This window comes from Gramella sp. AN32 (assembly GCF_023718305.1).
Lineage (GTDB): Bacteria > Bacteroidota > Bacteroidia > Flavobacteriales > Flavobacteriaceae > Christiangramia > Christiangramia antarctica.
Genome location: NZ_QEYO01000025.1, coordinates 1 through 23,690, shown reverse-complemented (window position 1 = coordinate 23,690; position 23,690 = coordinate 1). Strand labels below are relative to the sequence as shown.

The window sequence follows — 23,690 nt, the reverse complement described above, 5'->3', positions numbered from 1 at the left end:
GTATGCTAAGGCACTAATTATCTTCCAGTTACTACTTTGGGGTAACGGATAATTCGCTCACCGAGTTTATAACCCGGTTCAACTACATCTATGATCTTTCCTTTTAAATCTTCTGATGGTGCCGGGATTTGTGTAATGGCCTCATGAACTTCAGCATCAAAATCGGCTCCTTCTTCAATTTGCATTCTTTCCAAACCTTTAGATCGAAGCGTTTCTTTAAATTTATTATGTATAAGCTCAACACCTTTGATCAGGTTTTCATCGTCACTTTTTCTTAATTCATTCATGGCGCGATCAAAATCGTCCATAACCGGCAACATGGCGGTCATTACTTCCTGGTTGGCAGTTTTAAATAATTCTATACGTTCTTTGGAAGTTCTGCGCTTATAATTTTCAAACTCCGCAAAAAGCCTTAAGAATTTATCTTTTTCCTTTTGAAGATCTTCTTTTAAAAGTTCTTCCTGGCTTAAATCTTCATCGTTAATTTCTTCGCTATCAACTTCATCACCGTCTATTTCCTCTATTTCTTCGATCGCATCATCAAGTATTTCTTCTACGCGGTCCTTTATATCTCTATCGTCTTCAGCTTTATGATTTTTCTGACTCATTACTTAATTTTTTTTTCTTTCAGCTATTAAAGACAAATTCGTTGCCAATTCAATTCAAATGTCAAAATGTCACAGAATTATTTTAAGATAATTTTATGATTCATGCTTTGATGGACGGAGTACTTTTGCAGCCTAAACACAAAAATTTTTTGAAAATGAAAAAAGTAATCTTAAACGCATTTGTTATTGCAGGTCTTGGAATGGCAATGGTTGGATGCAAAGACAATAAGGGCAATGAGGCGGAAGTAGCTGAGGCTAAGGATGCTGCAACTGCTGAGAATGCTGCTATGGAATTCATGGTAGATACTACTTCTTCGGTTATCGAGTGGAAAGGTGAAAAACCTACGGGAACCCATAATGGTATTATTAAAATAGCTGAAGGTTCTTTTATGGCTAACGATAGCTTAGTGGAAAGTGGATCTTTCGTGATCAACATGAAATCTATCGAAGTTCATGATCTTGAAGGTGATGAAAAAGCAAACCTTGAAGCTCACTTGATGGGTACTGTTGAAGGTAAAGAAGGGGATTTCTTTAATGTTAATGAATTTCCACAGGCTAAATTTGAAGTAACCGGGTTTACTGAAGCTGATGGACAAACCATGATGCAGGGAAACCTTACTTTAAAAGAAGAAACCAAGAATATTTCTTTCCCGGTAAGTATTTCTAAGAACGGTGAAACGTATACGATCACAAGTGAGGAATTTACTATTGATAGAACCAACTGGAATGTGAATTACGGATCAAAATCTGTATTTGATGGTCTTGGGGATAAATTCATCAATGATGATATTAGCCTGAAAATCGATCTTAAGGCTAAGAAAGCTTAATTTGATCTTTTGAAGATAGCAAAGGCTGCCAATGGGCAGCCTTTTTTTATTTTAATAAATTTGAAAGTGCATTAGGCATATTCACATACTCAAAATTATACCCTGCAGAAGCAATTTTTTTAGAACTAACCAACTGACTCGACAGTACAATTGTAGCCATCTCCCCCAAAATTACTTTTAAAACAAATCCTGGAACATTCGGCAACCAGATACTTTTATTTAATTGTTTGGCAATTTCCATAGTAAGCTCCCTGTTTGTTACGGGATTTGGTGAGACCGCATTATATACCCCACTAAGTTCTTTTTTTATGGCAAATAAGAAAATGCAGGCAAGGTCGCTAATATGAATCCATGACTGCCACTGCTTTCCATTCCCTAAAGGCGCCCCTAAATTCAGTTTTACCGGTTTTTTCACCTGACTCAACATACCACCATCTTTTGCCAGAACTAGCCCTACCCTTATCTTAGCTACATCCAATCCTTCTTTTTCAAAATTATCTGCGGCAGCTTCCCATTTCTCTACTACTTCTCCAAGAAAATCATCGGCAACTTCCTCATCGTCTTCATGGTAAAGTTTATTATATGAACTTGGATATACCCCTATAGCACTTGCTGAAACAAAGTTTTGAACAGTGTGTGTAGTCTTTTCTAATTTTTCCTGAAGAAATGCCGCAGTTTCTGTTCGGCTTTCGATTATTTTTTTCTTGTTTTCCCGGGACCAGGGCTCAGCAATACTAGATCCCGCCAAATGAACTATGGTAGTGACTCCCTCCAGACATTTCATATCAAAATCCCCACTTTTGGGGTTCCAGAAATAGCCTGTATAATTTTTCTTGTTTTTGATCTTTTCTTTACTCGTGGTAAGGTAATTTACCTGGATATCTTCTTTCAAACATAACTTCGAGAGTTCCGATCCTATCAGCCCAGTGGCTCCTGTGATTAATATCCTCATTTTTTCTTTTAAGATACACAAGGAATTTCAGCTAGGAATAGCAGGAAATAGGTTTAACGTGAAAGTGGTACATATTTAACGGCTCTTAACATTTCCCGCTTTCCCGGAGGCCCCGGAATCTTCTCAACTTTAAATCCACACGCGATCATTGCCCTTCTTACACTGCCTTTTGCAGCATACGTAACGAGGGTTCCATTTTGTTTTAAGGCGGAAAACATTTTATGAAAGATTTCTTCTGTCCAAAGTTCCGGTTGTACACGCGCACCAAAAGCATCAAAATAAATAAGGTCGAATTTATCCTGATCATCAATTTGATCAAAAGTCTTATTCTGTTTTAAAAGTTCAAAATTTGGTGAGATCACCACTTCCTTTTCCCAGGAAGTTTTATGTAAATTTTGAAAAAGTTCCTTATGATTTAAAGCCTTAGCAGCTTCAGGATAGTTTAGTTTTTCAATCTCATCTTTTTTAACAGGATAAGCTTCAACACCCGTGTAGTTAATTTTGATCGCAAGTTTAGCTGCTTCCAAAGCGGTGAGAAATGCATTTAAACCGGTTCCAAAACCAATTTCCAGGACAGAAATTTCAGTTTTATGGAAATTCTCGAGATAATAATAAAGTCCGCTTTTTATAAAAACATGCTGCGCTTCCTGAATAGCCCCGTGTTTTGAGTGGTACTGCTCATTCCACTCCGGTAAATGAATGGTTACAGAACCATCTGCGGTTTTTATGATCTTCCGTTCCAATTATTTTTTTATTAACACGCCGTCTGCTATAAAACCAAAACTTGTCTTAGGCTCTCTTATAGCGACTATTTCGTCTATAGATTTTCCCGCGTCTTCAGCAAAATGCCTTTGATCTTCTACGGAAACTTCTTCAACAAACGCTCTCCCGCGAACGATGATCTCTTTTCCCACAATATCTTTCGGAACAAAAAAACCGTAATCAAGAAATTTCACCATAGCATCATCTACCCCAGGCAGCTCCAAAACCATCCAGCAGCCTTTCATTTGGCAAACACTGTTCACCGTGGTTGTGAACTTCTCATCAATAGTATCCCCACTTCGCAAGTTTCCATATTTCTCTAACATGATAGACGATGAAAAGCTACCCTCAGGGCTAATTTTCGCACCAAACGACTCATATCCATCCTGCACTTTTTCTTCAATAGCGGGATCCTTCTTATCACTTTCCGTATTTTGATTACAGGAGATGGCAAAAAAGATCAAGGCGAAATATAAGATGCTTTTCATGAACATTCAATTTTGACTATTTCCAAATTTACCAAAACTTTAGATTTTGATTCTGCTTTTAAATAGGTAAATTTGAAGCAACCTAAGCAAATAAAACAACTATATATGATATCAATAGAAAAATCTTCCCAAACCAAAATTGATAAGACTGATTTTGATAATCTTACTTTTGGGCAGGTTTTTACAGACCATATGATGATTAGCGATTTTAAGGATGGAGAATGGCACGAACCTGTAATAAAACCTTATGGCCCACTTTCAATAGACCCATCAGCCAGGGTTTTTCACTATGGTCAGGCAGTATTTGAAGGAATGAAGGCCTATAAAGATAAAGATGAAAAGATCTGGATGTTTAGGCCTGAACAAAATTTTGAAAGGATCAACGCTTCGAGTAAGCGGCTTGCCATTCCTGAATTCCCTAAAGACTTCTTTTTTAATGGCCTGGAAACATTATTAAAACTTGAAAAAGACTGGATCAAACAAGGCTTTGGAAACAGTTTATATATTAGGCCTTTTGTCATTGCTACGGAAGCAGGAGTTTCTGCCTCCCCGGCAAAAGAATATAAATTTATGATCATTTGTTCTCCGGCACAATCATATTACAGCGGAGAAGTACGTGTAAAATTTTCAGACAAGTTCAGTCGTGCTGCTGATGGTGGGGTTGGATTTGCCAAAGCTGCAGGAAATTACGGAGCACAATTTTATCCTACCAACCTTGCGAAAGAGGAAGGTTATCAACAAATCGTATGGACCGATGCAAATTCGCATGAATACCTGGAAGAAGCGGGCACTATGAATATTTTCTTCAGAATTGGCGATAAATTAATCACCGCTCCTATAAGTGATAGGATTTTAGATGGAGTTACCCGGAAAAGTGTGATCGCATTAGCGGAAAGAATGAATATTCCAATGGAAGTTAGAAAAGTGACCGTTCAGGAAATTCTGGAAGCCGCTGATAGCGGAAATCTAAAAGAAATGTTTGGCTCGGGAACTGCCACGGTAATCAACCCAATTACAGGTTTCGGTAATAAAGGCAAGAATTATGATCTGCCAAAATTAGAAGATTCCTATGCTCATGCTTTTAAGGATACACTGATGAAGATTCAATATAACGAAGCTGAGGATCCCTTTGGATGGCGGTATGAAGTGAAAGAATAGAAGGAAATCCCGGCAAAAACCGGGATTTTTTTTATTTCAATATCTTCGAAAAATCAGGTTTAAAATAATTTGGCCCCTTCATCACCTTTCCATCTTCGCGATAAATAGGTTTTCCATCTGCTCCCAGTTTACTCATATTACTGGACTGAATTTCATCAAAAACCTGTTCAATTTTGTATTGCATCCCGTGTTCAATAATGGTTCCGCATAAAATATAAAGCATATCCCCCAGAGCATCGACAACTTCAATAAGATCATTATTATTGGCTGCTTCCAGATATTCTTCATTTTCTTCTTTCATCAAATTAAAGCGAAGTAAATTTTTTCTTTCCCCCAGATCGGCAACAGGCTTTTCATTGCTGCCCAATCCAAATGCGGAATGAAATTCTTTAACAGCAGCTATTCTTTTCTTCATAATTTTTAAAGCTTTAAGTTTACCTTTGCATAAAAATACAGAAAATGTTTTCGAAAGCACAATGGATATTTGCTGGCTTTTTCATGATCGCCTTTATCATCTTAATGATTTACAGCTATCGCAAAGATCTCAAGCTACATAAGAAGTATTATAAAGGCAGTACATTTATTCTGATAGGCTTTCTATTATTTATTGCCCTTCTTTTTATCATCAAAATCCAGTTGAAAGATTAATTAGGAACTAGGACTGAGAAAAGTCAGTTTTCAATTTTATTTATCTTAGCGCTACCAATACACCCAAAACCTATGAAAATTTTAAAATACATCTTCTTTCTCCTACTCATCTTTATCATTGGAGCATCTGTTTATGTGGCCACGAAAAAAGGAGATTTTCAGGTAGAAGATTCCAAAATGATCGCAGCACCTCAGGAACTGGTCTTTAATGAAGTAAATGATTATACCACGTGGAAAGAATGGGAGCCCTGGAGTGAAGATTCTGATGATATGATTATTAACTACGGAAGAAAAACCTCGGGCGAAGGCGCCAGTTATTCCTGGAAAAGCGAGAATATGGGTGATGGCGAAATGGAAACTATAAAAGCCAATCCCCATAACAGCTTACAACAAAAGATGGTCATGAAAACACCTTTTGGAGAATCAGAAAGCATAGTTTATTGGAAATTTGATAAAGTTGAAGACAGCACTCGGGTAACCTGGGGAATGAAAGGCGATCAATCTTTTATGGAAAAATTGTATTTCTCCTTCCAGGACGAAAGTATCACCGAAATGATGAACCCCATGTTCAAAAAAGGTTTGAATAATCTGGATCGCGTATTGACTAAAAAAATGAGTACCTATTCCATAAATGTAGATGGTTTAACCCAACATGGTGGAGGCTTTTATATGTATACGGCAACTTCCAGCAGAATTAGCCAGATACGTGATAAGATGATGACGATGTTCACTGATGTGGGAAATTACATGAGGAACAATAATATTCAAATTTCCGGTGATCCCCTGGTGATCTATAATGAATGGAATGAAGAACGGGGCAATACCATTTTTTCAGCGGGTTATTTTACACCGAGTGAAGTAATCACCCCCGCAGAAAGTGAAATTTTGACGTCCTTTATTCCCAACCAGCAAGTACTAAAAACTACTTTGAAGGGAAATTATGATAATTTGCAGGAAGCCTGGGATAAAGCTTTTGCCTATTTAGCTGAAAACAATTTAGAAACCGATGAAACCCTAAAACCTTTCGAAGTTTATATCACCGGTCCTAATGACAATGCCAATCCTTCAGAATGGGTGACTGAAATTTTCATACCTATCAAACAACCACAAGAAGTCGAAAATGATTAAAAATCTCTTGTTGATCTTTCTTGGAGGTGGTCTGGGAAGTTGTGCCCGCTACCTCATCAGCAAATATTTTAATCAATTTCATGCGGTTCCTCTGGGAACCTTTACAGTAAATATCCTGGGAAGTTTGATCCTGGGATTTTTTATTGGCTGGGCTTTAAAAAACAATACACTTTCCCATCCAGTTAGCTATTTGATCATCATTGGATTTTGTGGTGGCTTTACCACCTTTTCCACATTCTCTCTGGAAAATCTTAATCTCATAAAATCAGGGGATTACGCCTATTTCGTCCTTTATCTTACCGGAAGCATCTTTCTTGGAATTCTCTCTATCGTTTTCGGAATCTTTCTAGCCCGTTCGCTTTAGTATTTTATATAGCATATTCAAAATTATAATGCTTTATAAATATCAACCCCTAAATTTTTGGGGGTTATTTTTATTTTTATAATAAAAATTAACCTATAGCCCTTATTTTTTTAGGGTACTTAATAATAATTTATAAATTTGTCCAATTCTTAACACTATATTATGAAATGAGCATAACGGGAATACGATACAAATACCAATAAAGATATGCGAATTGCATATGACCATTAAAAAACAATAAATATTTACATATGAAAAAAATTGAAGCAATCATTAGGAAGTCGGAATTCGACGAAACCAAAGAGGCGTTGCATGCCATTGGGGTTACTTTTTTTAGCTACTGGGACGTTACCGGGGTTGGTAATGAAAAAGTGGGGCATGTATACAGAGGTGTAAGCTATAGCACCACAGATATTCAGCGCAGATATTTATCTATTATCGTTTCTGATGATTTTGCGGAGAAAACCGTAGACACCTTGTTTAAAGCAGCCTATACGGGACAGGTTGGGGACGGAAAAATCTTTGTTTCAAGCATTGATAAAGCTTATCGTATCAGAACAAAAGAAGAAGACGAAGATTCTTTAAAATAAGCGTTGAGCAGAATTAAAAACTATTAACTAAAAATTATGGAAGGACTATTAACTATCAATAACGTATGGATGATGATCTGTACGGCACTCGTATTCTTTATGCACCTTGGGTTTGCATTTCTTGAAATTGGATTGACCAGACAAAAAAATACAATCAATATTTTATTCAAAAACGTTTTTATCATTACCATGGGGCTATTGCTTTATGGATTGCTTGGTTTTAACCTCATGTATCCCGGTGATTTTAATGGTTATTTGGGCTTTGCCGGTTTTGGCCTAAGTGCTCCATTAGTTGACGGGGCCTTGGATCTGGCCTACAGCGAAGGTTATACCTACTGGACAGATTTCCTTTTCCAGGGAATGTTTGCTGCAACAGCCGCCACCATAGTTTCTGGTGCAGTGGCTGAAAGGATCAAGATCAATTCTTTTATGATCTTTGTGGTCATCTATGTAGGACTAGTTTATCCTATTGCGGGATCATGGAAATGGGGTGGTGGATTCCTGGATGAAATGGGATTCTATGACTTCGCGGGCTCAACGCTGGTACACTCCGTTGGAGGTTGGGGAGCATTAATTGCAATCTGGTTACTTGGGGCAAGAATTGGAAAATTCAAGGATGGTAAAATTGGTGCTTTCCCGGGGCATAGTATGCCCATGGCCACTGCAGGTGTGATCATCCTTTGGTTGGGATGGTTTGGATTTAACGGGGGTTCTGTACTTTCAGCAGATCCAGGATTAACCTCATTAACCCTGGTAACAACTTGCCTGGCAGCAGCAGCAGGAGGTGTTTCTTCCTTTATTTTCTCTTCTTTACTTTATAAAAATTATGATATCACCATGTATTTAAATGGAATTCTTGGTGGTTTGGTTGGTATTACTGCAGGAGCAGATCAAATGTCTCCTACAGATGCCATTCTTATCGGGGTGATCGCAGGGGTGATTATTGTACTTGGAGTTGCCCTTGTTGATAGATTAAGATTAGATGATCCTGTGGGAGCTGTGGCCGTTCACCTTATTTGCGGAATATGGGGAACCCTCGCCGTTGGAATCTTCGGAAATCTTGCAGGAGTAGATCAATTTGTAACCCAACTTATTGGAGTTGGATGCTATGCCGCTATATGCGTGGTAAGTTCCTTCCTCATTTTCTACATATTAAAAATTACTATTGGCCTCAGGGTTTCAGCGAAGGAAGAAACTGAAGGCCTTGATATTCATGAACATGGAATGGATGCGTATCCTGATTTTGGCTTAAATCAGCAATAAATTTTAGGAATTCTTAAAATGACAACGGAGCGTTTTGCAGAACGCTCCGTTTTATTAACTACTTCCAAATTTGATTAACTACAATTAATCATTCGCTTCTAAACAAATAAATAACAATTAACCAATTGAATTATGAAAGCAATTAACTTTTCAAAATTAGGGAAATTTATCGTTTTTTCGGGTCTATTTACCCTTTGTACCAATGCCCTCTCTCAGGAAACACCTGAAGAGGACACACCAAAATTTAGTATTAACGGTAGTGTGGATGCTTATTTCCGAACCAATTTCAATGGTTTAAATGAAGATGTATATAATCCTGCTGAACCTAGCTTACTCGTTGCCTCACCAGAAGCACCAGCCACATCATTCGCCAATGATCCCGGCTTCTCCTTTGGAATGGCCAATGTTATACTTGGCTATGAAAACGATAAAGTTGGTTTTGTGGCCGACCTTGTTTTTGGGCCTCGCGGTGAAGATGCCGTATTCCTTTCAGCTCCCTCAACCAATATTGTAAACCAGTTGTATGTATATTATAAAGTGAACGATGCCTTGAAATTTACCCTGGGAAACTGGAATACATTTTTGGGATACGAAGTGATTTCACCCGTGGGGAATTTTAATTATTCTACTTCTTATATGTTCTCTTACGGACCTTTTTCCCATACGGGATTAAAAGCTGATTTCAGTTTTGATGATAACTGGACGGGGATGCTGGCCGTGATGAACCCAACAGATTATACTGAATATAATCCCATTGGAAAATATTCTTTTGGAGGACAATTGGGATACAGTAATGATGGTGGTAGTGCTTATCTGAATTTATTATACGGGGAACAAAGCCTTTCAGACGATGCGTTATTCCAGGTAGATCTAACCACGGGATGGAATTTAACTGATGCTTTCTATCTTGGCTTAAATACAACCTACCAAACCACAGATGGGACTGGTTTTTATGGAGCTGCCCTATATCCCCAGGTTTCCCTTACAGATAGTTTTGGGCTGGGCCTAAGAGCGGAATATTTTAAAGGATTGGAAGATGGCGCGGTTATCTATGACGCTAATACCAGCATTACCGCGTTTACCTTAACCGGAAATTACACCGTGGGAAGTTTGATGATCAAACCCGAGTTAAGACTTGATAGTGTTTCTGATGATTTTCCTGCATTTTTGGATAATGATTTAAATCCGGATAGCAATCTTGCTTCCTTTCTGGTAGCTGCTATTTACGCCTTTTAATGCTCTTTATAAGCCTTTACGCCGGCAAGTATTTCTGTTTCAAGAAAATTTTCCTTCGGGGGAACGGGACAGGAATACCTGCCGCTATAGGCGCAATAAGGATTATAAGCCTTGTTAAAATCTAAAGTGATATCTTCTCCTTCCGGAATTTGAAAGTCCAGATATCTGCCATTATCATAAGTGAGATCCCCATTCGACAGATCGGTGAAGGGAATAAACAAATAATTGGCATATTCTGGATCTCTGCCCAAATCCTGACTTTGATAAACATTTAGTTTTAGATCCTTTCCGTTTAAGCTGAAATAAAGCTCTCCATATTTCACATAGATCGGCAGTCTATCTGTACTCGTTTTCATGACAAAAGGAGGTTCCGCAGGGGTTCTTACAAATTTGGCTTTCACTTTATACTTTTCGTCGATTTCAAAAAATTCAAGACCTTCAAAATTCTTCAGGTCTTCGGGCTCTAAAGGAGATTCTTCCGCATCATAATAGGATTCATTTAATTGCTTCTGAAATTCTTCCGAAGAAAGAGTATAGTCAGAATGCTGGGCATAAACCAAGGTTCCCATAAAAAGTAAAGTGATAAATACCTGAAGCTTATAATGTCTCATGGCAATTTTTTAGAAAGTGTTTAAAAATAGTCATCATAAAGTTCAAAATTAATCTAATTTTGGGGTATAACGGCATTCATGAATAAACTTTACCAATCCTATCTGGGTTCATTCACAGGACTCCGCAAGGAAATTTGGCTGCTCTCTTTGATTACTTTGATCAACAGGGCAGGAACTATGGTAATTCCTTTTTTATCCCTTTATCTAACCAAAAGCCTGGATTTTAGCCTGGAACAGGTAGGTTGGATTTTAAGCTTTTTTGGACTTGGCTCGGTTACCGGTTCCTGGATTGGCGGGTGGCTAACCGACAAAATTGGCCATTATCGCACTATGGCGATAAGTTTGATTGGTTCGTCGCTTTTTTTCGTTTTGCTTCAGGTTCCGGATACTTTCTGGACGATTTGCCTGGGGATATACCTGGTAATGTGCGTCGCAGATATGTTTCGACCCGCAGTATTCGTGGCGATTAGCGCATATAGCAAACCTCAAAATAGGACAAGATCTGTCACTTTAATTCGACTTGCCATTAATCTTGGTTTTTCCGCAGGTCCTGCCGTTGGCGGATTGATTATTGCCCATATTGGTTATGGGGGATTATTCTGGGTAGATGGGATCACCTGTCTTATCGCAGGATTATTATTGCTTAAACTTTTGCATCCTAAAAAATCTGTAGAGGAGGTAGAGGCACCTATTACCAGCAGTCAATCCGCATTTTCAGATAGATCTTATTTATTGTTCATTTTCACGATGATCCTCTTCGGTTTTATTTTCGTGCAGTATTTTTCAACAATGCCATTATTTTATGCTGAAGTCCATCAATTAGATGAATTTCATATTGGATTATTAATGGGTTTAAATGGTCTTATCATTTTCCTTTTCGAAATGCCTTTGATCAAATATCTGGAAAACACAAAATTATCAGCGTTAATGAATGTGATTTTAGGCTTTCTTCTCTGCGGAATCAGCTTTTTGCTCCTAAATTTAACCGGTTGGATAGGAATTTTAATCGTTGGAATGCTCTTCCTGACTATCGGAGAAATGATCGCATTTCCCTTTTCAAACACTTTTGCCCTGAGCAGGTCTGATGGGAAGAAGAAAGGTTCCTATATGGCTTTATATAGTATTGCATTTTCTATAAGCCATATCTTTGGGCATAATTCAGGAATGCACTTAATAGGTAATTTTGGATTTGCCTTCACCTGGTATATCATGTTAGGATTAGCAATTATTGGGATATTGTTGCTTTTAATTCTTCGGAAGAAGTTGGAAAAAGAAACTATCGAGATTAGTCGTTAAAGTATTTTGACTCTCCCAAATATTGCTTGATCAGTGCATTGTATTCTTTTGTAAAAGTGAGATTCAATGCCCCCGGGATATTGTAAAGTGCTTCTATATCTGAAAACCCGGTTTTTAAGAGGTCCTCCAGATATAATAAAGCAGTTTGATCATCGCCATCTGCACCCGCAAGGGAAATAATTTTTAAGTAAGCTTCAGGATCACTTTTATTGATGGCTGTTCTAAGAACACTTATATATATCTTATAATCTATGCCTGCATTGCTGGCTATTATCTGGTCGAAATTCTTTTTAGTTATAAAATCCAAATATCCTTTTAAACGGGAAGCCATATTCGACTTTAAGGCATCGGAATTATCTATAATTTTATCAATCTCATCAATTTGATAAGCCCACCATCCAATATTTTGAAAATCGGCATTATAAATATCATTTTTCAAAAGATATTCGTATTCATCCTGTTGCGTTCTTTCATAAGAGGTGATTTGCCTGAAGTTGTTGCGTTGCTTTTTAAAACCGTCACTCCGCTTTAATTCCTTAAGCATATCTTCAGTTTGATCTTCGTAGCCAAAATCTTCAAACCTTTTTTCAATTCTTTCCAAAACCTCATAAGAATCATAATAATTGAGCTGCCTTCTTAATCTTTCGGCATAGTCTACCTGAGATTTGTAAAGGATTGCCACGAAGTTTTCATCTTTTGTTCTATGGCCATCTTTCACCGCCTGTAAACTGAAAGACGATACTGCATTCTCCAAAATTTGAGGATCAGGCCATTCATCTTCCTTCCCATCGTAATAATAAACATCGGTTGGAAAATCGATATCATCAAAAAACTTTAGATAAAGTTCCATTTCATAGATCATATAATCCCTTTTCCCCCCCATCGCAATAAACATAAAAGGTTTCTTCTTATTTATGGATTTTCTATCTAAAAGTGAATTCCCAATCGCTAATACCCCTGAAACATCTGGATAGAATATAGGAAGGCTTGAAGCTATTTGTGCCCCCTCGCTCAAACCAGCAGAATAGACCATTTGCTTATTAACAGGGAGACTTTTAAAAACGGTATTAAACATCGTGGTAGCCATATTTACTACGCTATCTAGTGGTTTTTCTTTAATGTTGATATTTGAAGAAATTATTAGGTAACCCTGATTTTCTGCTACGTTCCTAAAAAGATTAGCACTTGACTTACCTCTTCCCAAAGGATCAAAAACAAATAGTACCGGCCATTCTTTTTCTGAAGTATAATTTGAGGGTGCAAATAGTGCAAAAGTTGCGCTTTTTTCAAGATTTATAGGAAGGGAATCTGTAACCGATCCTTTTATAAATCGAAAGTCCTGGGCATTGGCAAGGAAAGAAGAAATCACAAAAATGCTTAGCAGAAAGTTTTTCATGGAAATAAGTTGTTTTCTAAATATAAGAATTGAATCATTAATTATTCCAAAAAAAAACCTGTATGGCTAGCATACAGGGTTTAATCTTTTTCTTTTTCTAATTTTTTCGATATTTTATTTTTGAATTGTTTGCAATTTCACTTTTGGTTTTTCAGGAAAGAACCATTTTGAGATTAATGAAATAATCAATAAATCAGCAAAAACAAGGAATAATACTCTTATAACTTCGATTCCTGAAAAAGACAATCCTGTAAATCCAATCAATCCTGATATCAACGTTAAAATAAAAAATAACAGAGTTTTCTTTTTCATAATAATTTTTAAATTCTTTTATGGTACAAATGTACTTCAGTAATTGTCGTGTACATCTTAAAAAAATTACAATTAGAGTTGATTTAACTAAAAAATAATTTGTAGGTAAGCATTCGTTAAAAATTGAAAGAATTGTTTAACCTTAAAACTATGTAAAAACTAGCAAAGAGACTTTTCATATTTATAATATTCTTTGCTGAATAGGCTGATCTTCAATGACATTCGACAAAACAATATTAGTCCTCGTTTCCCCATAGGTAATAAGCTTATCAATAAGCCTTTCTAAATGAAGTTGGTCATGAAGTACTACTTCCATAATTATATTTTCATTACCGGTGATTCGATAACAATTTCTTACCTCTTTAAAGTTTTTAATGTTTTCCAGAAAAGCCTTTAATCTACCCGTAAAGGCTTTTAACGTAATTACTGCCCTAAGTTGATATCCCGTCTTATGTGCAGAAACTTTGGTTCGATAGGATAAAATCACCCCGGCATCTTCCATCTTTTTCACCCTTTCTGCTACTGCAGGAGAAGACAATCCTACTTTTCTTCCAATTTCTGAAAAAGACTCCCGTGCATTTTTCTGAAGTGATTCGAGTATCGCCCAATTAATGGAATCAATTTGCATATTAAAGTATTAAATCTATTATTCTTTAAATTTAAAATAAAATATTCGATTCTTCCTTATTATTTAAATTCAAGTTTATTGAATTACAATTACTTTTAAATAAAAATTAAAGCTATGGCCTATAAATTTTCCAGTTCGGAGCTTTATTATTCACCATTGTACAGAAAAGCAAAGGAAATAATTCATCTTACCCGAAATATTTCTGATTATCTTATTCCTGAAATGGCAGTTTTGAATGAAAGGGAAACCGAAGATTCTAAAATTTATTTTACCGGCGATATCATTCGCCAGTCACTTTCCCTTATACCTAATATTGAAAATGCAGAGAAAGCAAATCTATCTGATTCTAAATTGAATTACGCCGCAACAGTTGGTCGGCTTACAGATATCCTATACAAGAACTGTGAAAGATTAGAGCTTTCCAGTTGCAATGGAACCGATTTCGTAAAACTTTTGCGTAGAGAGTTGAAAAAATTTAGAAAATTGCAATATGTTTGGAAACTTAGTTTATAAATCCTTATAACATTCTGCTAATTCTCCGCACAAATTTATCGGTAGCTATTTAATAATTGGTGCTTCTTATTTTCTTTGCCCTTAATAACTTCAGATTATTAAAAAATTTTGCTCCTAAAAAATGCCCATCTAGTAAAAGGTCAGTGGAAATGATAGCGATTACATAACCTTTCAATACAGAAAATGATTGAATACTGAAATCCTTTGCACGAGAGGATTTAGCCTTTGAAAATTCGTGAAATAATATTTAAAACTCATTACTTATCTTTGCTTAGTTTTACCAACCCCCTAATAAACTGAAGTTTACTTTAATTGATGAAGAATGAGCAACCAATGGAAGCGACACCCTAAATTCCGTGATTTACAGATCAAGGCAGACGGATCTGAAGTTAAGTACAACGAAAAATCATTAAATATTAAGGATCACAGGGGAAAAACAGGAAAAATACTGAAGATTGTTTATTTCAATCATTCCCAATATTCGGTGCCCAAATTAATACTGGAAACCTATGGAGGCCCCATTCCGGAAGGACGGCACTATGCCACTTACAAAGACGGCAATATAGAAAACCTCCATCCAAACAATCTTTATTGGAGCAAAAAGCATCTAATCTCACCGGAAAGAAAGTTCGAAAATGACTTGAAGTTGAGTAAACTTACCAAAGATCAAACCTATTCTGCATTAGTTAGTCAAAGAAAAGGAATTCCTATATCAAAAATCGCAGAGAATTATAAAGTTTCAGACATGACGGTTTTCCGGGCGGTGCAACGTCTTAAGCGGAAGATTAAAGACTATAAATAAAACTAAAAAAAGACCTTACAGGTTTTTAAAACCTGCAAGGTCTTATAAATTAACTTCGATATCACTGCGCTTATCGAGATAAACCCTTCGACTTCGTTCAGGGCGGATTTTTTTGCTCACAACTTCTTATCATATACTTGATTAAAAAGAGATCCCGATATCGCTACGCTTATCGGGATAAGCGATTCGCACAACTTTTTCCGCTTAAGCAGAAAAAGTTGGCTCTCTGCTTACATATTTCTTCTGTACTGCCCTCCTACTTCAAACAAGGCATGCGTTATCTGTCCCAGGGAACAAACTTTAGTGGCTTCCATAAGTTGCTCAAAAAGATTTTCATTATTCACCGCTGCTTTCTTGATCTTCTCAAGAGTCGCTTCGGCTTTTGATTCTTTCGCTTTATGTAAGGTTTCCAGCGTTTTAATTTGAGCTTCTTTTTCTTCTTCTGTAGCCCTGATTACTTCTCCGGGCGTCACGGTTGGAGAACCGGTAGAACTTAAGAACGTATTTACTCCAATAATAGGATAATCACCATTATGTTTCAATGTTTCATAATAAAGGCTTTCTTCCTGGATCTTCCCCCGCTGATACATGGTTTCCATCGCCCCAAGAACCCCGCCTCTTTCCGTAATCCTATCAAATTCGGTAAGTACAGCATCTTCCACAAGATCTGTAAGCTCTTCAATGATGAATGATCCCTGGATCGGGTTTTCATTTTTGGTAAGACCCAATTCTTTATTGATGATCAGTTGAATGGCCATAGCCCTTCTTACGGAAGCTTCTGTTGGAGTGGTGATCGCTTCATCATACGCATTGGTGTGCAATGAATTACAGTTGTCGTAAATCGCGTAGAGCGCCTGAAGCGTTGTTCTAATATCATTAAAATCGATCTCTTGGGCATGGAGCGATCTACCAGAAGTCTGAATATGATATTTCAGCATTTGAGCACGTGAATTCGCCCCATATTTATATTTTAAAGCCTTGGACCAGATCCGTCTGGCCACACGACCAATTACCGCGTATTCGGGATCTACCCCGTTAGAAAAGAAGAAGGATAAATTGGGTCCGAATTTATTGATATCCATCCCCCGGCTCAGGTAATATTCCACGTAAGTGAATCCGTTCGCCAGCGTAAACGCCAGCTGGGTAATTGGGTTCGCCCCTGCTTCCGCAATATGATATCCTGAAATGGAAACCGAATAAAAGTTCCTTACCTTTTCTTCAATAAAATATTCCTGAACATCACCCATTAATCTCAGGGCAAATTCAGTAGAGAAAATACAGGTATTTTGCGCCTGATCTTCTTTTAGAATATCAGCCTGAACCGTACCCCGAACTACGTTGATGGTTTCCGTTTTGATATTTTTATAAACATCTTCCGGCAGGATTTGGTCACCGGTCAATCCTAAGAGCATGAGCCCAAGACCGTTATTTCCTTCGGGAAGATCGCCTTTATAAGATGGACGATCTATATCGTTATCATCATAAAGTTCCTTCAGCTTTGCTTCAACTTTATCTTCAAGACCGTTTTCTTTGATATATTTTTCGCAGTTCTGGTCTATCGCTGCATTCATAAAGAATCCCAGCAACATGGGTGCAGGACCATTTATGGTCATACTCACAGAAGTCATCGTATCGGCAAGGTCAAAACCGGAATACAATTTCTTGGCATCATCCAGGCAGCAAATAGATACTCCGGAATTACCAATTTTACCATAAATATCCGGGCGGTGATCGGGATCGTTTCCGTAGAGCGTCACCGAATCAAAAGCCGTAGACAAACGTTTTGCAGGCAATCCCTGGCTTACATAATGAAAGCGCCTGTTCGTACGTTCGGGTCCGCCTTCGCCGGCAAACATCCTGGTGGGATCTTCGCCGGTTCTTTTAAAAGGATAAAGACCGGCGGTATATGGAAATTCTCCCGGTACATTTTCCTGAAGGCACCATAAAAGAATATCTCCCCAGGCTTTATATTTTGGCAGCGCTACCTTGGGAATTTGTGAATGGGAAAGAGACTCGGTATGCGTTTTTATTTTGATCTCTTTATCGCGTACTTTAAAACTATAGACTGGCTCCCTGTATTTAGTCACTTTTTCCTGCCAGCCAATAATTATTTCCCAGTTATAGGGGTCAAGATCCATTTTGGTTTTATCAAATTCAGCAAAAAGAAGCTTTAAAAAATCATCATTCTCATCATTCTGAACCTGTTTCAGAATTTCATCTGCATTCAGGCCATTTTTTTCAAGATGGGACGTCTCGACTGCGCTTGACGTGACATTAGCTACAGAAAGTATGGTTTTATAAATTCCATAAAGTCGTTGCGCAACTTCAACCTGAGTATTCGCTTTTTCATCATAGCTCCGGTTATTTTCAGCTATTTCTGAAAGATAACGCGTACGTTTTGGCGGGATCACAAAGATCTTTTCACTCATTTCTTTCGAAATCTCGAAAGTGGAAGAAAGGCCAGATTTTGTTTTTTCTTCAACCGCATCAATCAAATGCTTATAAAGCGTATTCATCCCGGGATCGTTGAATTGGGAAGCAATAGTCCCAAAAACCGGAAGTGTCTTAGCATCGGTATGCCATAACTGGTGGTTGCGCTGGTATTGCTTTTTCACGTCGCGCAATGCGTCCTGTGCCCCTCGTTTGTCGAATTTATTGATCGCTACCAGATCTGCAAAATCAAGCATATCAATCTTTTCCAATTGAGTGGCTGCACCAAATTCCGGGGTCATTACGTATAATGATACATCTGAATGATCTAAAATTTCGGTATCGCTTTGACCAATTCCGGAAGTTTCCAAAATAATAAGATCAAATCCTGAAGCTTTTAAAACATCAACGGCTTCCGCTACATATTTAGACAGGGCCAGATTCGCCTGTCTTGTAGCCAGAGAACGCATATAAACCCGCTCGTGATTGATAGAATTCATACGAATCCTGTCACCTAACAGGGCCCCACCGGTCTTTTTCTTAGAAGGATCTACGGAAACTATCCCAATATGCTTTTCAGGAAAATCTACCAAAAATCTTCGCACCAACTCATCTACCAGACTTGACTTTCCAGACCCGCCGGTTCCGGTAATCCCCAGAACAGGAGTTTCCCCCTTTTTCGTTTCTTCCAATTTGGGAAAAAACTCTAAAAATTCTTCATGCCTGTTTTCAGCCAGGGAAATAAGTCTGGAAATGGTATTTACATTTTTATTTTTGAGATTTTCTGAAACCTTATCTGGTTCCTGAAGAGGTGGAACTTCAGTATCCACTCTTTTAATCATATCATTGATCATGCCCTGCAGCCCCATTTCCCTACCATCATCTGGAGCATAAATACGATTAATTCCATAATCCATCAATTTCTGGATCTCTTCAGGAAGGATCACTCCGCCCCCACCTCCAAAGATTTTGATGTGGCCCGCTCCTTTTTCATGTAACAGGTCATACATATATTTAAAATACTCATTATGGCCGCCCTGATAGGAAGTCATCGCGATCGCCTGGGCATCTTCCTGGATAGCGCAATTCACCACTTCTTCCACGCCGCGGTCATGACCTAAATGAATTACCTCAACGCCTGTAGCCTGAATGATTCGCCGCATGATATTGATTGCTGCATCATGTCCGTCAAAAAGGGAAGCTGCAGTTACAATTCTTATTTTATTTTTAGGTTTATAGGGAGTTTGTTGTTCCATTTTTAATAGAGTCTAAATTTTGGAGCTGCAATTTACGAAAATTGTAAAAGTTAGCAGTCTTCTTTAGGAATAGTATAATATTAATCACTGGCTTACACAAATACCTGAAAATGTTTAATTTTAGGCTGCAAAACACATTGCATGTCTAAAATTACATTGCTTATCCATTGCCCGGATACCTCGGGGATTATAGCTGCAGTCACTTCTTTTTTTTATGAAAATAAAGGTAATATAATCTATATCGATCAATATGTAGATGTAGAAAATAAGATCTTTTTTATGCGGCTGGAATGTGAATTCAAAAATCTAATAAATTCTGATAGTTTTAAAAATGAATTCAGGAATAGGATTGGTGATCCTTATCACATGTCCTGGCATTTATTCCCAGCCAAAGCGAAGCTAAAAATGGCAGTTTTCGTTTCAAAGTATGAGCATTGCCTCTATGACATTCTGGGAAGGTACAGGTCTGGTGAGTTAAATGTAGAAATCCCATTGATCATAAGCAACCATCCGGATCTAGAACCAATTGCCAAAAGTTTTGATATCCCATTTTATCATATTCCTGTTATTAAAGGTAAAAAGGAAGAAGCCGAAGCCCAGCAACTGGAGCTGCTAAAAGAAAATCAAATAGACGTTATTGTTCTGGCTCGCTATATGCAAATTATTTCCGAAAGACTGATCAAAACCTTTCCTAACGGAATTATCAATATTCACCATTCCTTTCTACCGGCCTTCGCGGGAGCAAAACCTTATCATTTTGCTTACAAAAGAGGCGTGAAAATTATCGGAGCAACCTGTCATTATGTAACCGAAGAGCTTGATGCCGGACCTATTATTGAACAGGACATTACCCGAATTTCGCATAGCCATTCAGTAAAAGACCTTATCTTAAAAGGCCGGGATCTGGAAAAGATCGTACTAGCCAGGGGAATTAAACTTCATCTGGATCGCAAAACGCTGGTTTATAATAATAAAACGATCGTTTTTATCTAATCGGCATATATAATTTCCCGGGGGTTGTTCGGGGAAAGTATACTAACAACCTATAAATGAACTACCCCGAGGCAGAGCCATCGGGGTATCCCAATCAGAACAACCGTAGTTGACCTGAATGCAACTTTTCGTAATCCGATTTCCCCTGATTCTGTAAATACTTCTTTATGACATCCTCATTGGCATATTGTCCAACAGTATTGACATAATACCCACTTGTCCAAAATTTTCCGCCCCAAAGCTGTTGTTTTACCTCAGGGTGAAGCCTGAAAATTTCTTTTGCCGTGATGCTTTTTACTGCACTGATAATTTGTTTCGGAGCATCATTTGGAACGCCTTGAATCAAAAAATGTACGTGATTTCCATCAAGACCTATTTCCAAAAAGTTCATCTCATATCGTTGTTCTATCTCCAAACACACCTCTTTGAAAGTTTTTGAAACCGATTCGGTTAGAACACTACGCCTATATTTTATTGGACAAACAAAATGGTACAACAACAAGCTTTTATTATGACTCTTATGGAGATGCTCACTCATATCCACAAATCTACATATCTTTACGCGACACCCGAGGCAGAGCCTCCGGGAATTCTTTTGATTAAAACTGATTGTTTTAGTATTAATATAACTTTTAGCAATGGATGTTTAGACTTTCAGTCTTTATATTTGAAAAATACTCATTATGAAAAAGTTCATCGCCCTTGGGCTCATTTTACTCATGTCCTCCTGTGCCGAATTACAAACCATCGCCGGACAGCTGCCCCAAACCTACGGAGTGACCGATGCTGAAATTGGGAGTGGATTACGCCAGGCTTTACAATTCGGGATAGAAAAAGAAGTCACCAAACTGGCTGAACAGGATGGATTTTTTAAAAATGAATTGATTCGAATAGGCCTTCCACCGGAACTGCAAAAAGTAGATAAAACTTTAAGGGATGTTGGTTTAAGTTCCCTGGCAGATGAAGGTTTAAAAGTTTTAAACCGTGCTGCCGAAGACGCTGTGCAGGAAGCTATACCCATTTTTACCGATGCGGTTAAGGGAATAACTTTTACTGATGCCCGTAATATTCTACTGGGTGGAGATAACTCGGCAACTGTTTACTTAACCGGAAAAACGGAACAACCACTTTATCAAAAATTCAATCCCATTATCACCAATTCATTGAATAAAGTGGGAGCCACCGAGGTTTGGAGCAATATTATTGCTAAATATAATACACTTCCCTTAACTTCTAAGGTAAATCCAGATTTACCAGATTATGTCACAAATGAAGCCCTAAAGGGGGTTTATTTTATGATCGCTGAAGAGGAAAAGGAGATCCGAAATAACATAGTAGCCCGAACTACAGATCTACTAAAGCGGGTCTTTTCATTGCAGGATTAATTAGTACGAATATTAATAAACCCGTTTTTTTAACGTTTTTACTTAAAAAACAGTGTTTTTTAAGTAAGTGTTAACTTGATTTTAAACTTTAGTTCCACAATTACAATATACATTTGTAGTTGTAGGAAAATGAAGTGAGAATAATAAATACACAAATGTTTAGAATTTTTGAGAATAAAAGCCGCGAGGAGTTATTATGCGAAAAATATTCGCGTTTGATGTTTAGATCATATAAAGCAGCTTTATTGAATAAAGAGGAGAGTGAAAAATTGCATGAAAGAGCTTGCAAAATTAAACAGGAACTTCAGAGGATGCAGTGCAGTTTAATGGATATTTAAATTTTTGAAATAATCCATCGCCTTTATTAGACGACTGCCGTACCAACTAAAATATTCCCCATTTACAATTTCAATTTGACAATTTAGCGAGTTGAAATTTTTTTTGTCCTTTTCTGAAAATGGAAATGGTTCTGTAGAAAGGAGGCAAAGATCTATTTGCGGCAATTCTTTGAGATCTACCACCGGATATCTGGATTTCTGTATCACGTTTTCCAAATTATTTAATGCCAACATTGCATCGATAAAATTATTTCTGCCGGCAACCATAAAAGGCTTTTTCCAGATAAAATAGGCTACTCGTTTTCTTGGCCTTTTCAATTCTTTCATTTTTAGAACCTTTTTCTCAATTGTATCAATAATTTCCTGCGCCGCCAGTTCCCTGGAAAATATATGTCCATACTGGGAAATCATTTTATAGGCTTCTTTAAGATTAGATACATCTGAAATATGAACCGGGGCGATTTTTTGTAATTCCTCAATCATTTCAGGAGTGTTTTCCTCCTTATTACAAAAAAAGATATCGGGCTTTAGATCTCGTATTTTTCGAAAATTGACTTTTTTTGTACCCCCTACTGAAGTTTTTATATTTTTCAACTCTTTAGGATGAACACAAAAATTTGTAATCCCAACGATTTGATCTATTAATCCCAGATCCACTAAGAGTTCAGTCTGGCTGGGAACGAGGGAAATAATCCGTTCAGGAACTTTATCCAGTTCAACCTTCCTACCTAACTGGTCCTGAATAATCATACTCTTTATTGGATTTTCTCCAGTTCCTGTTGCATTAAAGCCTGTATGGAAGATGCCTTAGCCGCGGCAATTTCAGCAAAATTTGAAGATTGGGAAGCATAGATTATTTTCCTGGAAGAATTCACCAGCAAACCAACATTTTTAGTCATTCCGTATTTGCAAACATCTTCAAGACTTCCTCCCTGCGCACCTACTCCAGGCACCAAAAGAAAACTATCGGGAATAATTTTTCTAATTTCCTGAAGATATTCTGCCTTAGTGGCACCAATTACATACATCAGGTTCTCAGAATTTTTCCATTTTCGGGAAGTTTTAATTACTTTTTTATAAATATCCTCTCCGTTAGACTTTAAAGTCTGAAAGTCAAATGCTCCTTCATTAGATGTTAAAGCCAGTAAAATCGTGTGCCTGTTTTCAAATTCCAGAAAGGGCTCTACGCTGTCTTTACCCATATATGGCGCAACCGTTATACTATCAAAGCCCAGATCTTCAAAAAACGCTTTCGCATACATACGGGAAGTATTGCCAATATCGCCGCGTTTGGCATCGGCAATCGTATAAATATCCGGATGTTTCTCATGTAAATACTGGATAGTTTTGCGAAGGGCCGTCCAGCCTTTTTCCCCAGCCGCTTCGTAAAAGGCGATATTGGGTTTATAGGCAACGCAAAATTCATGCGTAGCATCAATAATTGCTTTATTAAAACTGAAGATAGGATTTTCTTCAGTTAATAGGTAGGTTGGAATTTTCTCCAGGTCTGTATCCAGGCCTATACATAAAAATGACTTTTTCTTGAAAATTTGTTCGGTAAGTTCCTGTGAAGTCATTGATCAGTTATCAGTTATCAGTTATCAGTTATCAGTTATCAGTTATCAGTTATCAGTTATCAGTTATCAGTTATCAGTTATCAGTTATCAGTTATCAGTTATCAGTTATCAGTTATCAGTTATCAGTTA

Annotated in this window: 26 protein-coding genes; 13 read left to right on the top strand and 13 right to left on the bottom strand. The window is 37.5% G+C overall.

Going from position 1 to position 23,690, the window contains the following annotated elements; all coding sequences use genetic code 11:
* Positions 1–17: 17 nt before the first annotated feature.
* On the bottom strand, positions 18–608 hold the full coding sequence (locus DHD80_RS18785; RefSeq protein WP_251743009.1) for a nucleotide exchange factor GrpE: 591 nt from the start codon (positions 606–608) through the stop codon (positions 18–20).
* Positions 609–763: 155 nt separating this feature from the next.
* Here DHD80_RS18785 and DHD80_RS18780 point away from each other — a divergent pair, with 155 nt between their 5' ends.
* Positions 764–1,435: a YceI family protein gene (locus DHD80_RS18780; RefSeq protein WP_251743008.1), complete on the top strand. Its 672-nt coding sequence runs from the start codon at positions 764–766 to the stop codon at positions 1,433–1,435.
* A gap of 46 nt (positions 1,436–1,481) precedes the next feature.
* Here the strand turns inward: DHD80_RS18780 and DHD80_RS18775 are convergent, their stop codons facing one another.
* From DHD80_RS18775 to DHD80_RS18765, 3 genes are read right to left on the bottom strand one after another with little or no spacing between them, the layout of a single operon-like run.
* Positions 1,482–2,387: a TIGR01777 family oxidoreductase gene (locus DHD80_RS18775; RefSeq protein WP_251743007.1), complete on the bottom strand. Its 906-nt coding sequence runs from the start codon at positions 2,385–2,387 to the stop codon at positions 1,482–1,484.
* Positions 2,388–2,440: 53 nt separating this feature from the next.
* A complete protein-coding gene (gene mnmD / locus DHD80_RS18770; protein ID WP_251743006.1) occupies positions 2,441–3,130 on the bottom strand; it encodes a tRNA (5-methylaminomethyl-2-thiouridine)(34)-methyltransferase MnmD in 690 nt (229 codons plus the stop codon).
* Complete coding sequence (locus DHD80_RS18765; RefSeq protein ID WP_251743005.1) at positions 3,131–3,637, bottom strand: DUF4920 domain-containing protein; 507 nt, start codon at positions 3,635–3,637, stop codon at positions 3,131–3,133. It lies immediately after the preceding gene.
* Positions 3,638–3,742: 105 nt separating this feature from the next.
* Here DHD80_RS18765 and DHD80_RS18760 point away from each other — a divergent pair, with 105 nt between their 5' ends.
* Complete coding sequence (locus DHD80_RS18760) at positions 3,743–4,795, top strand: branched-chain amino acid aminotransferase (protein WP_251743004.1); 1,053 nt, start codon at positions 3,743–3,745, stop codon at positions 4,793–4,795.
* 31 nt (positions 4,796–4,826) lie between these two features.
* Here DHD80_RS18760 and DHD80_RS18755 read toward each other — a convergent pair whose 3' ends face one another.
* The gene (locus tag DHD80_RS18755; protein WP_251743003.1) at positions 4,827–5,210 is read right to left on the bottom strand and encodes a nucleoside triphosphate pyrophosphohydrolase family protein; all 384 of its coding nucleotides are present in this window, start codon (positions 5,208–5,210) and stop codon (positions 4,827–4,829) included.
* A 305-nt stretch (positions 5,211–5,515) separates the two neighbouring features.
* Between DHD80_RS18755 and DHD80_RS18745 the strand changes: the two genes are divergently transcribed.
* The 5 genes from DHD80_RS18745 (at position 5,516) to DHD80_RS18725 (ending at position 10,024) form a co-directional block, all read left to right on the top strand.
* Positions 5,516–6,571, top strand: a complete 1,056-nt coding sequence (locus DHD80_RS18745; protein ID WP_251743001.1) for an effector binding domain-containing protein — start codon at positions 5,516–5,518, stop codon at positions 6,569–6,571.
* Complete coding sequence (gene crcB, locus DHD80_RS18740) at positions 6,564–6,935, top strand: fluoride efflux transporter CrcB (RefSeq protein WP_279347071.1); 372 nt, start codon at positions 6,564–6,566, stop codon at positions 6,933–6,935. Before DHD80_RS18745 ends, crcB begins: the two co-directional genes overlap by 8 nt.
* A 251-nt stretch (positions 6,936–7,186) precedes the next feature.
* Positions 7,187–7,525, top strand: coding sequence for a P-II family nitrogen regulator (locus DHD80_RS18735; protein ID WP_251743000.1), 339 nt, complete (start codon positions 7,187–7,189; stop codon positions 7,523–7,525).
* Between the two features lie 36 nt (positions 7,526–7,561).
* Positions 7,562–8,788, top strand: a complete 1,227-nt coding sequence (gene amt / locus DHD80_RS18730; protein ID WP_251742999.1) for an ammonium transporter — start codon at positions 7,562–7,564, stop codon at positions 8,786–8,788.
* 132 nt (positions 8,789–8,920) lie between these two features.
* Positions 8,921–10,024, top strand: a complete 1,104-nt coding sequence (locus tag DHD80_RS18725) for an outer membrane beta-barrel protein (protein WP_251742998.1) — start codon at positions 8,921–8,923, stop codon at positions 10,022–10,024.
* On the opposite strand, the gene DHD80_RS18720 is transcribed toward DHD80_RS18725, so the two are convergent.
* Positions 10,021–10,635, bottom strand: a complete 615-nt coding sequence (locus tag DHD80_RS18720) for a DUF1684 domain-containing protein (protein ID WP_251742997.1) — start codon at positions 10,633–10,635, stop codon at positions 10,021–10,023. The genes DHD80_RS18725 and DHD80_RS18720 overlap by 4 nt on opposite strands.
* 78 nt (positions 10,636–10,713) lie before the next feature.
* Here DHD80_RS18720 and DHD80_RS18715 point away from each other — a divergent pair, with 78 nt between their 5' ends.
* Positions 10,714–11,931 (top strand): MFS transporter, encoded by a 1,218-nt coding sequence (locus tag DHD80_RS18715; RefSeq protein WP_251742996.1) that lies wholly within the window; start codon positions 10,714–10,716, stop codon positions 11,929–11,931.
* Here the strand turns inward: DHD80_RS18715 and DHD80_RS18710 are convergent.
* The 3 genes from DHD80_RS18710 to DHD80_RS18700 all read right to left on the bottom strand — a co-directional run bounded on the left by DHD80_RS18710 (position 11,921) and on the right by DHD80_RS18700 (position 14,267).
* The gene (locus DHD80_RS18710) at positions 11,921–13,327 is read right to left on the bottom strand and encodes a hypothetical protein (protein WP_251742995.1); all 1,407 of its coding nucleotides are present in this window, start codon (positions 13,325–13,327) and stop codon (positions 11,921–11,923) included. The genes DHD80_RS18715 and DHD80_RS18710 overlap by 11 nt on opposite strands.
* Before the next feature lie 114 nt (positions 13,328–13,441).
* Positions 13,442–13,639, bottom strand: coding sequence for a DUF1328 domain-containing protein (locus tag DHD80_RS18705; protein WP_251742994.1), 198 nt, complete (start codon positions 13,637–13,639; stop codon positions 13,442–13,444).
* A 181-nt stretch (positions 13,640–13,820) separates the two neighbouring features.
* Positions 13,821–14,267 carry an Lrp/AsnC family transcriptional regulator gene (locus tag DHD80_RS18700; protein ID WP_251742993.1) on the bottom strand — a complete coding sequence of 149 codons (447 nt, stop codon included), beginning with the start codon at positions 14,265–14,267 and terminating at the stop codon, positions 13,821–13,823.
* 114 nt (positions 14,268–14,381) lie between these two features.
* On the opposite strand from DHD80_RS18700, the gene DHD80_RS18695 reads away from it, so the two are divergent.
* Positions 14,382–14,780: a hypothetical protein gene (locus DHD80_RS18695; protein ID WP_251742992.1), complete on the top strand. Its 399-nt coding sequence runs from the start codon at positions 14,382–14,384 to the stop codon at positions 14,778–14,780.
* A 322-nt stretch (positions 14,781–15,102) separates the two neighbouring features.
* Positions 15,103–15,582, top strand: a complete 480-nt coding sequence (locus DHD80_RS18690) for a hypothetical protein (RefSeq protein ID WP_251742991.1) — start codon at positions 15,103–15,105, stop codon at positions 15,580–15,582.
* 230 nt (positions 15,583–15,812) lie between these two features.
* Here the strand turns inward: DHD80_RS18690 and DHD80_RS18685 are convergent, their stop codons facing one another.
* Positions 15,813–19,268, bottom strand: a complete 3,456-nt coding sequence (locus DHD80_RS18685) for a methylmalonyl-CoA mutase family protein (protein ID WP_251742990.1) — start codon at positions 19,266–19,268, stop codon at positions 15,813–15,815.
* 141 nt (positions 19,269–19,409) lie between these two features.
* Here DHD80_RS18685 and purU point away from each other — a divergent pair, with 141 nt between their 5' ends.
* Positions 19,410–20,261 carry a formyltetrahydrofolate deformylase gene (gene purU / locus DHD80_RS18680; protein WP_251742989.1) on the top strand — a complete coding sequence of 284 codons (852 nt, stop codon included), beginning with the start codon at positions 19,410–19,412 and terminating at the stop codon, positions 20,259–20,261.
* Positions 20,262–20,355: 94 nt separating this feature from the next.
* Here the strand turns inward: purU and tnpA are convergent, their stop codons facing one another.
* Positions 20,356–20,799: an IS200/IS605 family transposase gene (tnpA, locus tag DHD80_RS18675; RefSeq protein ID WP_251742988.1), complete on the bottom strand. Its 444-nt coding sequence runs from the start codon at positions 20,797–20,799 to the stop codon at positions 20,356–20,358.
* Between the two features lie 145 nt (positions 20,800–20,944).
* Here tnpA and DHD80_RS18670 point away from each other — a divergent pair, with 145 nt between their 5' ends.
* Positions 20,945–21,646: a DUF4197 domain-containing protein gene (locus DHD80_RS18670; RefSeq protein WP_251742987.1), complete on the top strand. Its 702-nt coding sequence runs from the start codon at positions 20,945–20,947 to the stop codon at positions 21,644–21,646.
* Positions 21,647–21,801: 155 nt separating this feature from the next.
* Positions 21,802–21,984, top strand: coding sequence for a Lacal_2735 family protein (locus DHD80_RS18665; protein ID WP_251742986.1), 183 nt, complete (start codon positions 21,802–21,804; stop codon positions 21,982–21,984).
* On the opposite strand, the gene DHD80_RS18660 is transcribed toward DHD80_RS18665, so the two are convergent.
* Together DHD80_RS18660 and pyrF are read right to left on the bottom strand one after the other, a co-directional pair.
* A complete protein-coding gene (locus DHD80_RS18660; RefSeq protein WP_251742985.1) occupies positions 21,970–22,734 on the bottom strand; it encodes a helical backbone metal receptor in 765 nt (254 codons plus the stop codon). The two genes, DHD80_RS18665 and DHD80_RS18660, sit on opposite strands and share 15 nt — an antisense overlap.
* A 5-nt stretch (positions 22,735–22,739) precedes the next feature.
* Positions 22,740–23,561, bottom strand: a complete 822-nt coding sequence (pyrF, locus tag DHD80_RS18655; protein ID WP_251742984.1) for an orotidine-5'-phosphate decarboxylase — start codon at positions 23,559–23,561, stop codon at positions 22,740–22,742.
* Positions 23,562–23,690 lie beyond the last annotated feature (129 nt).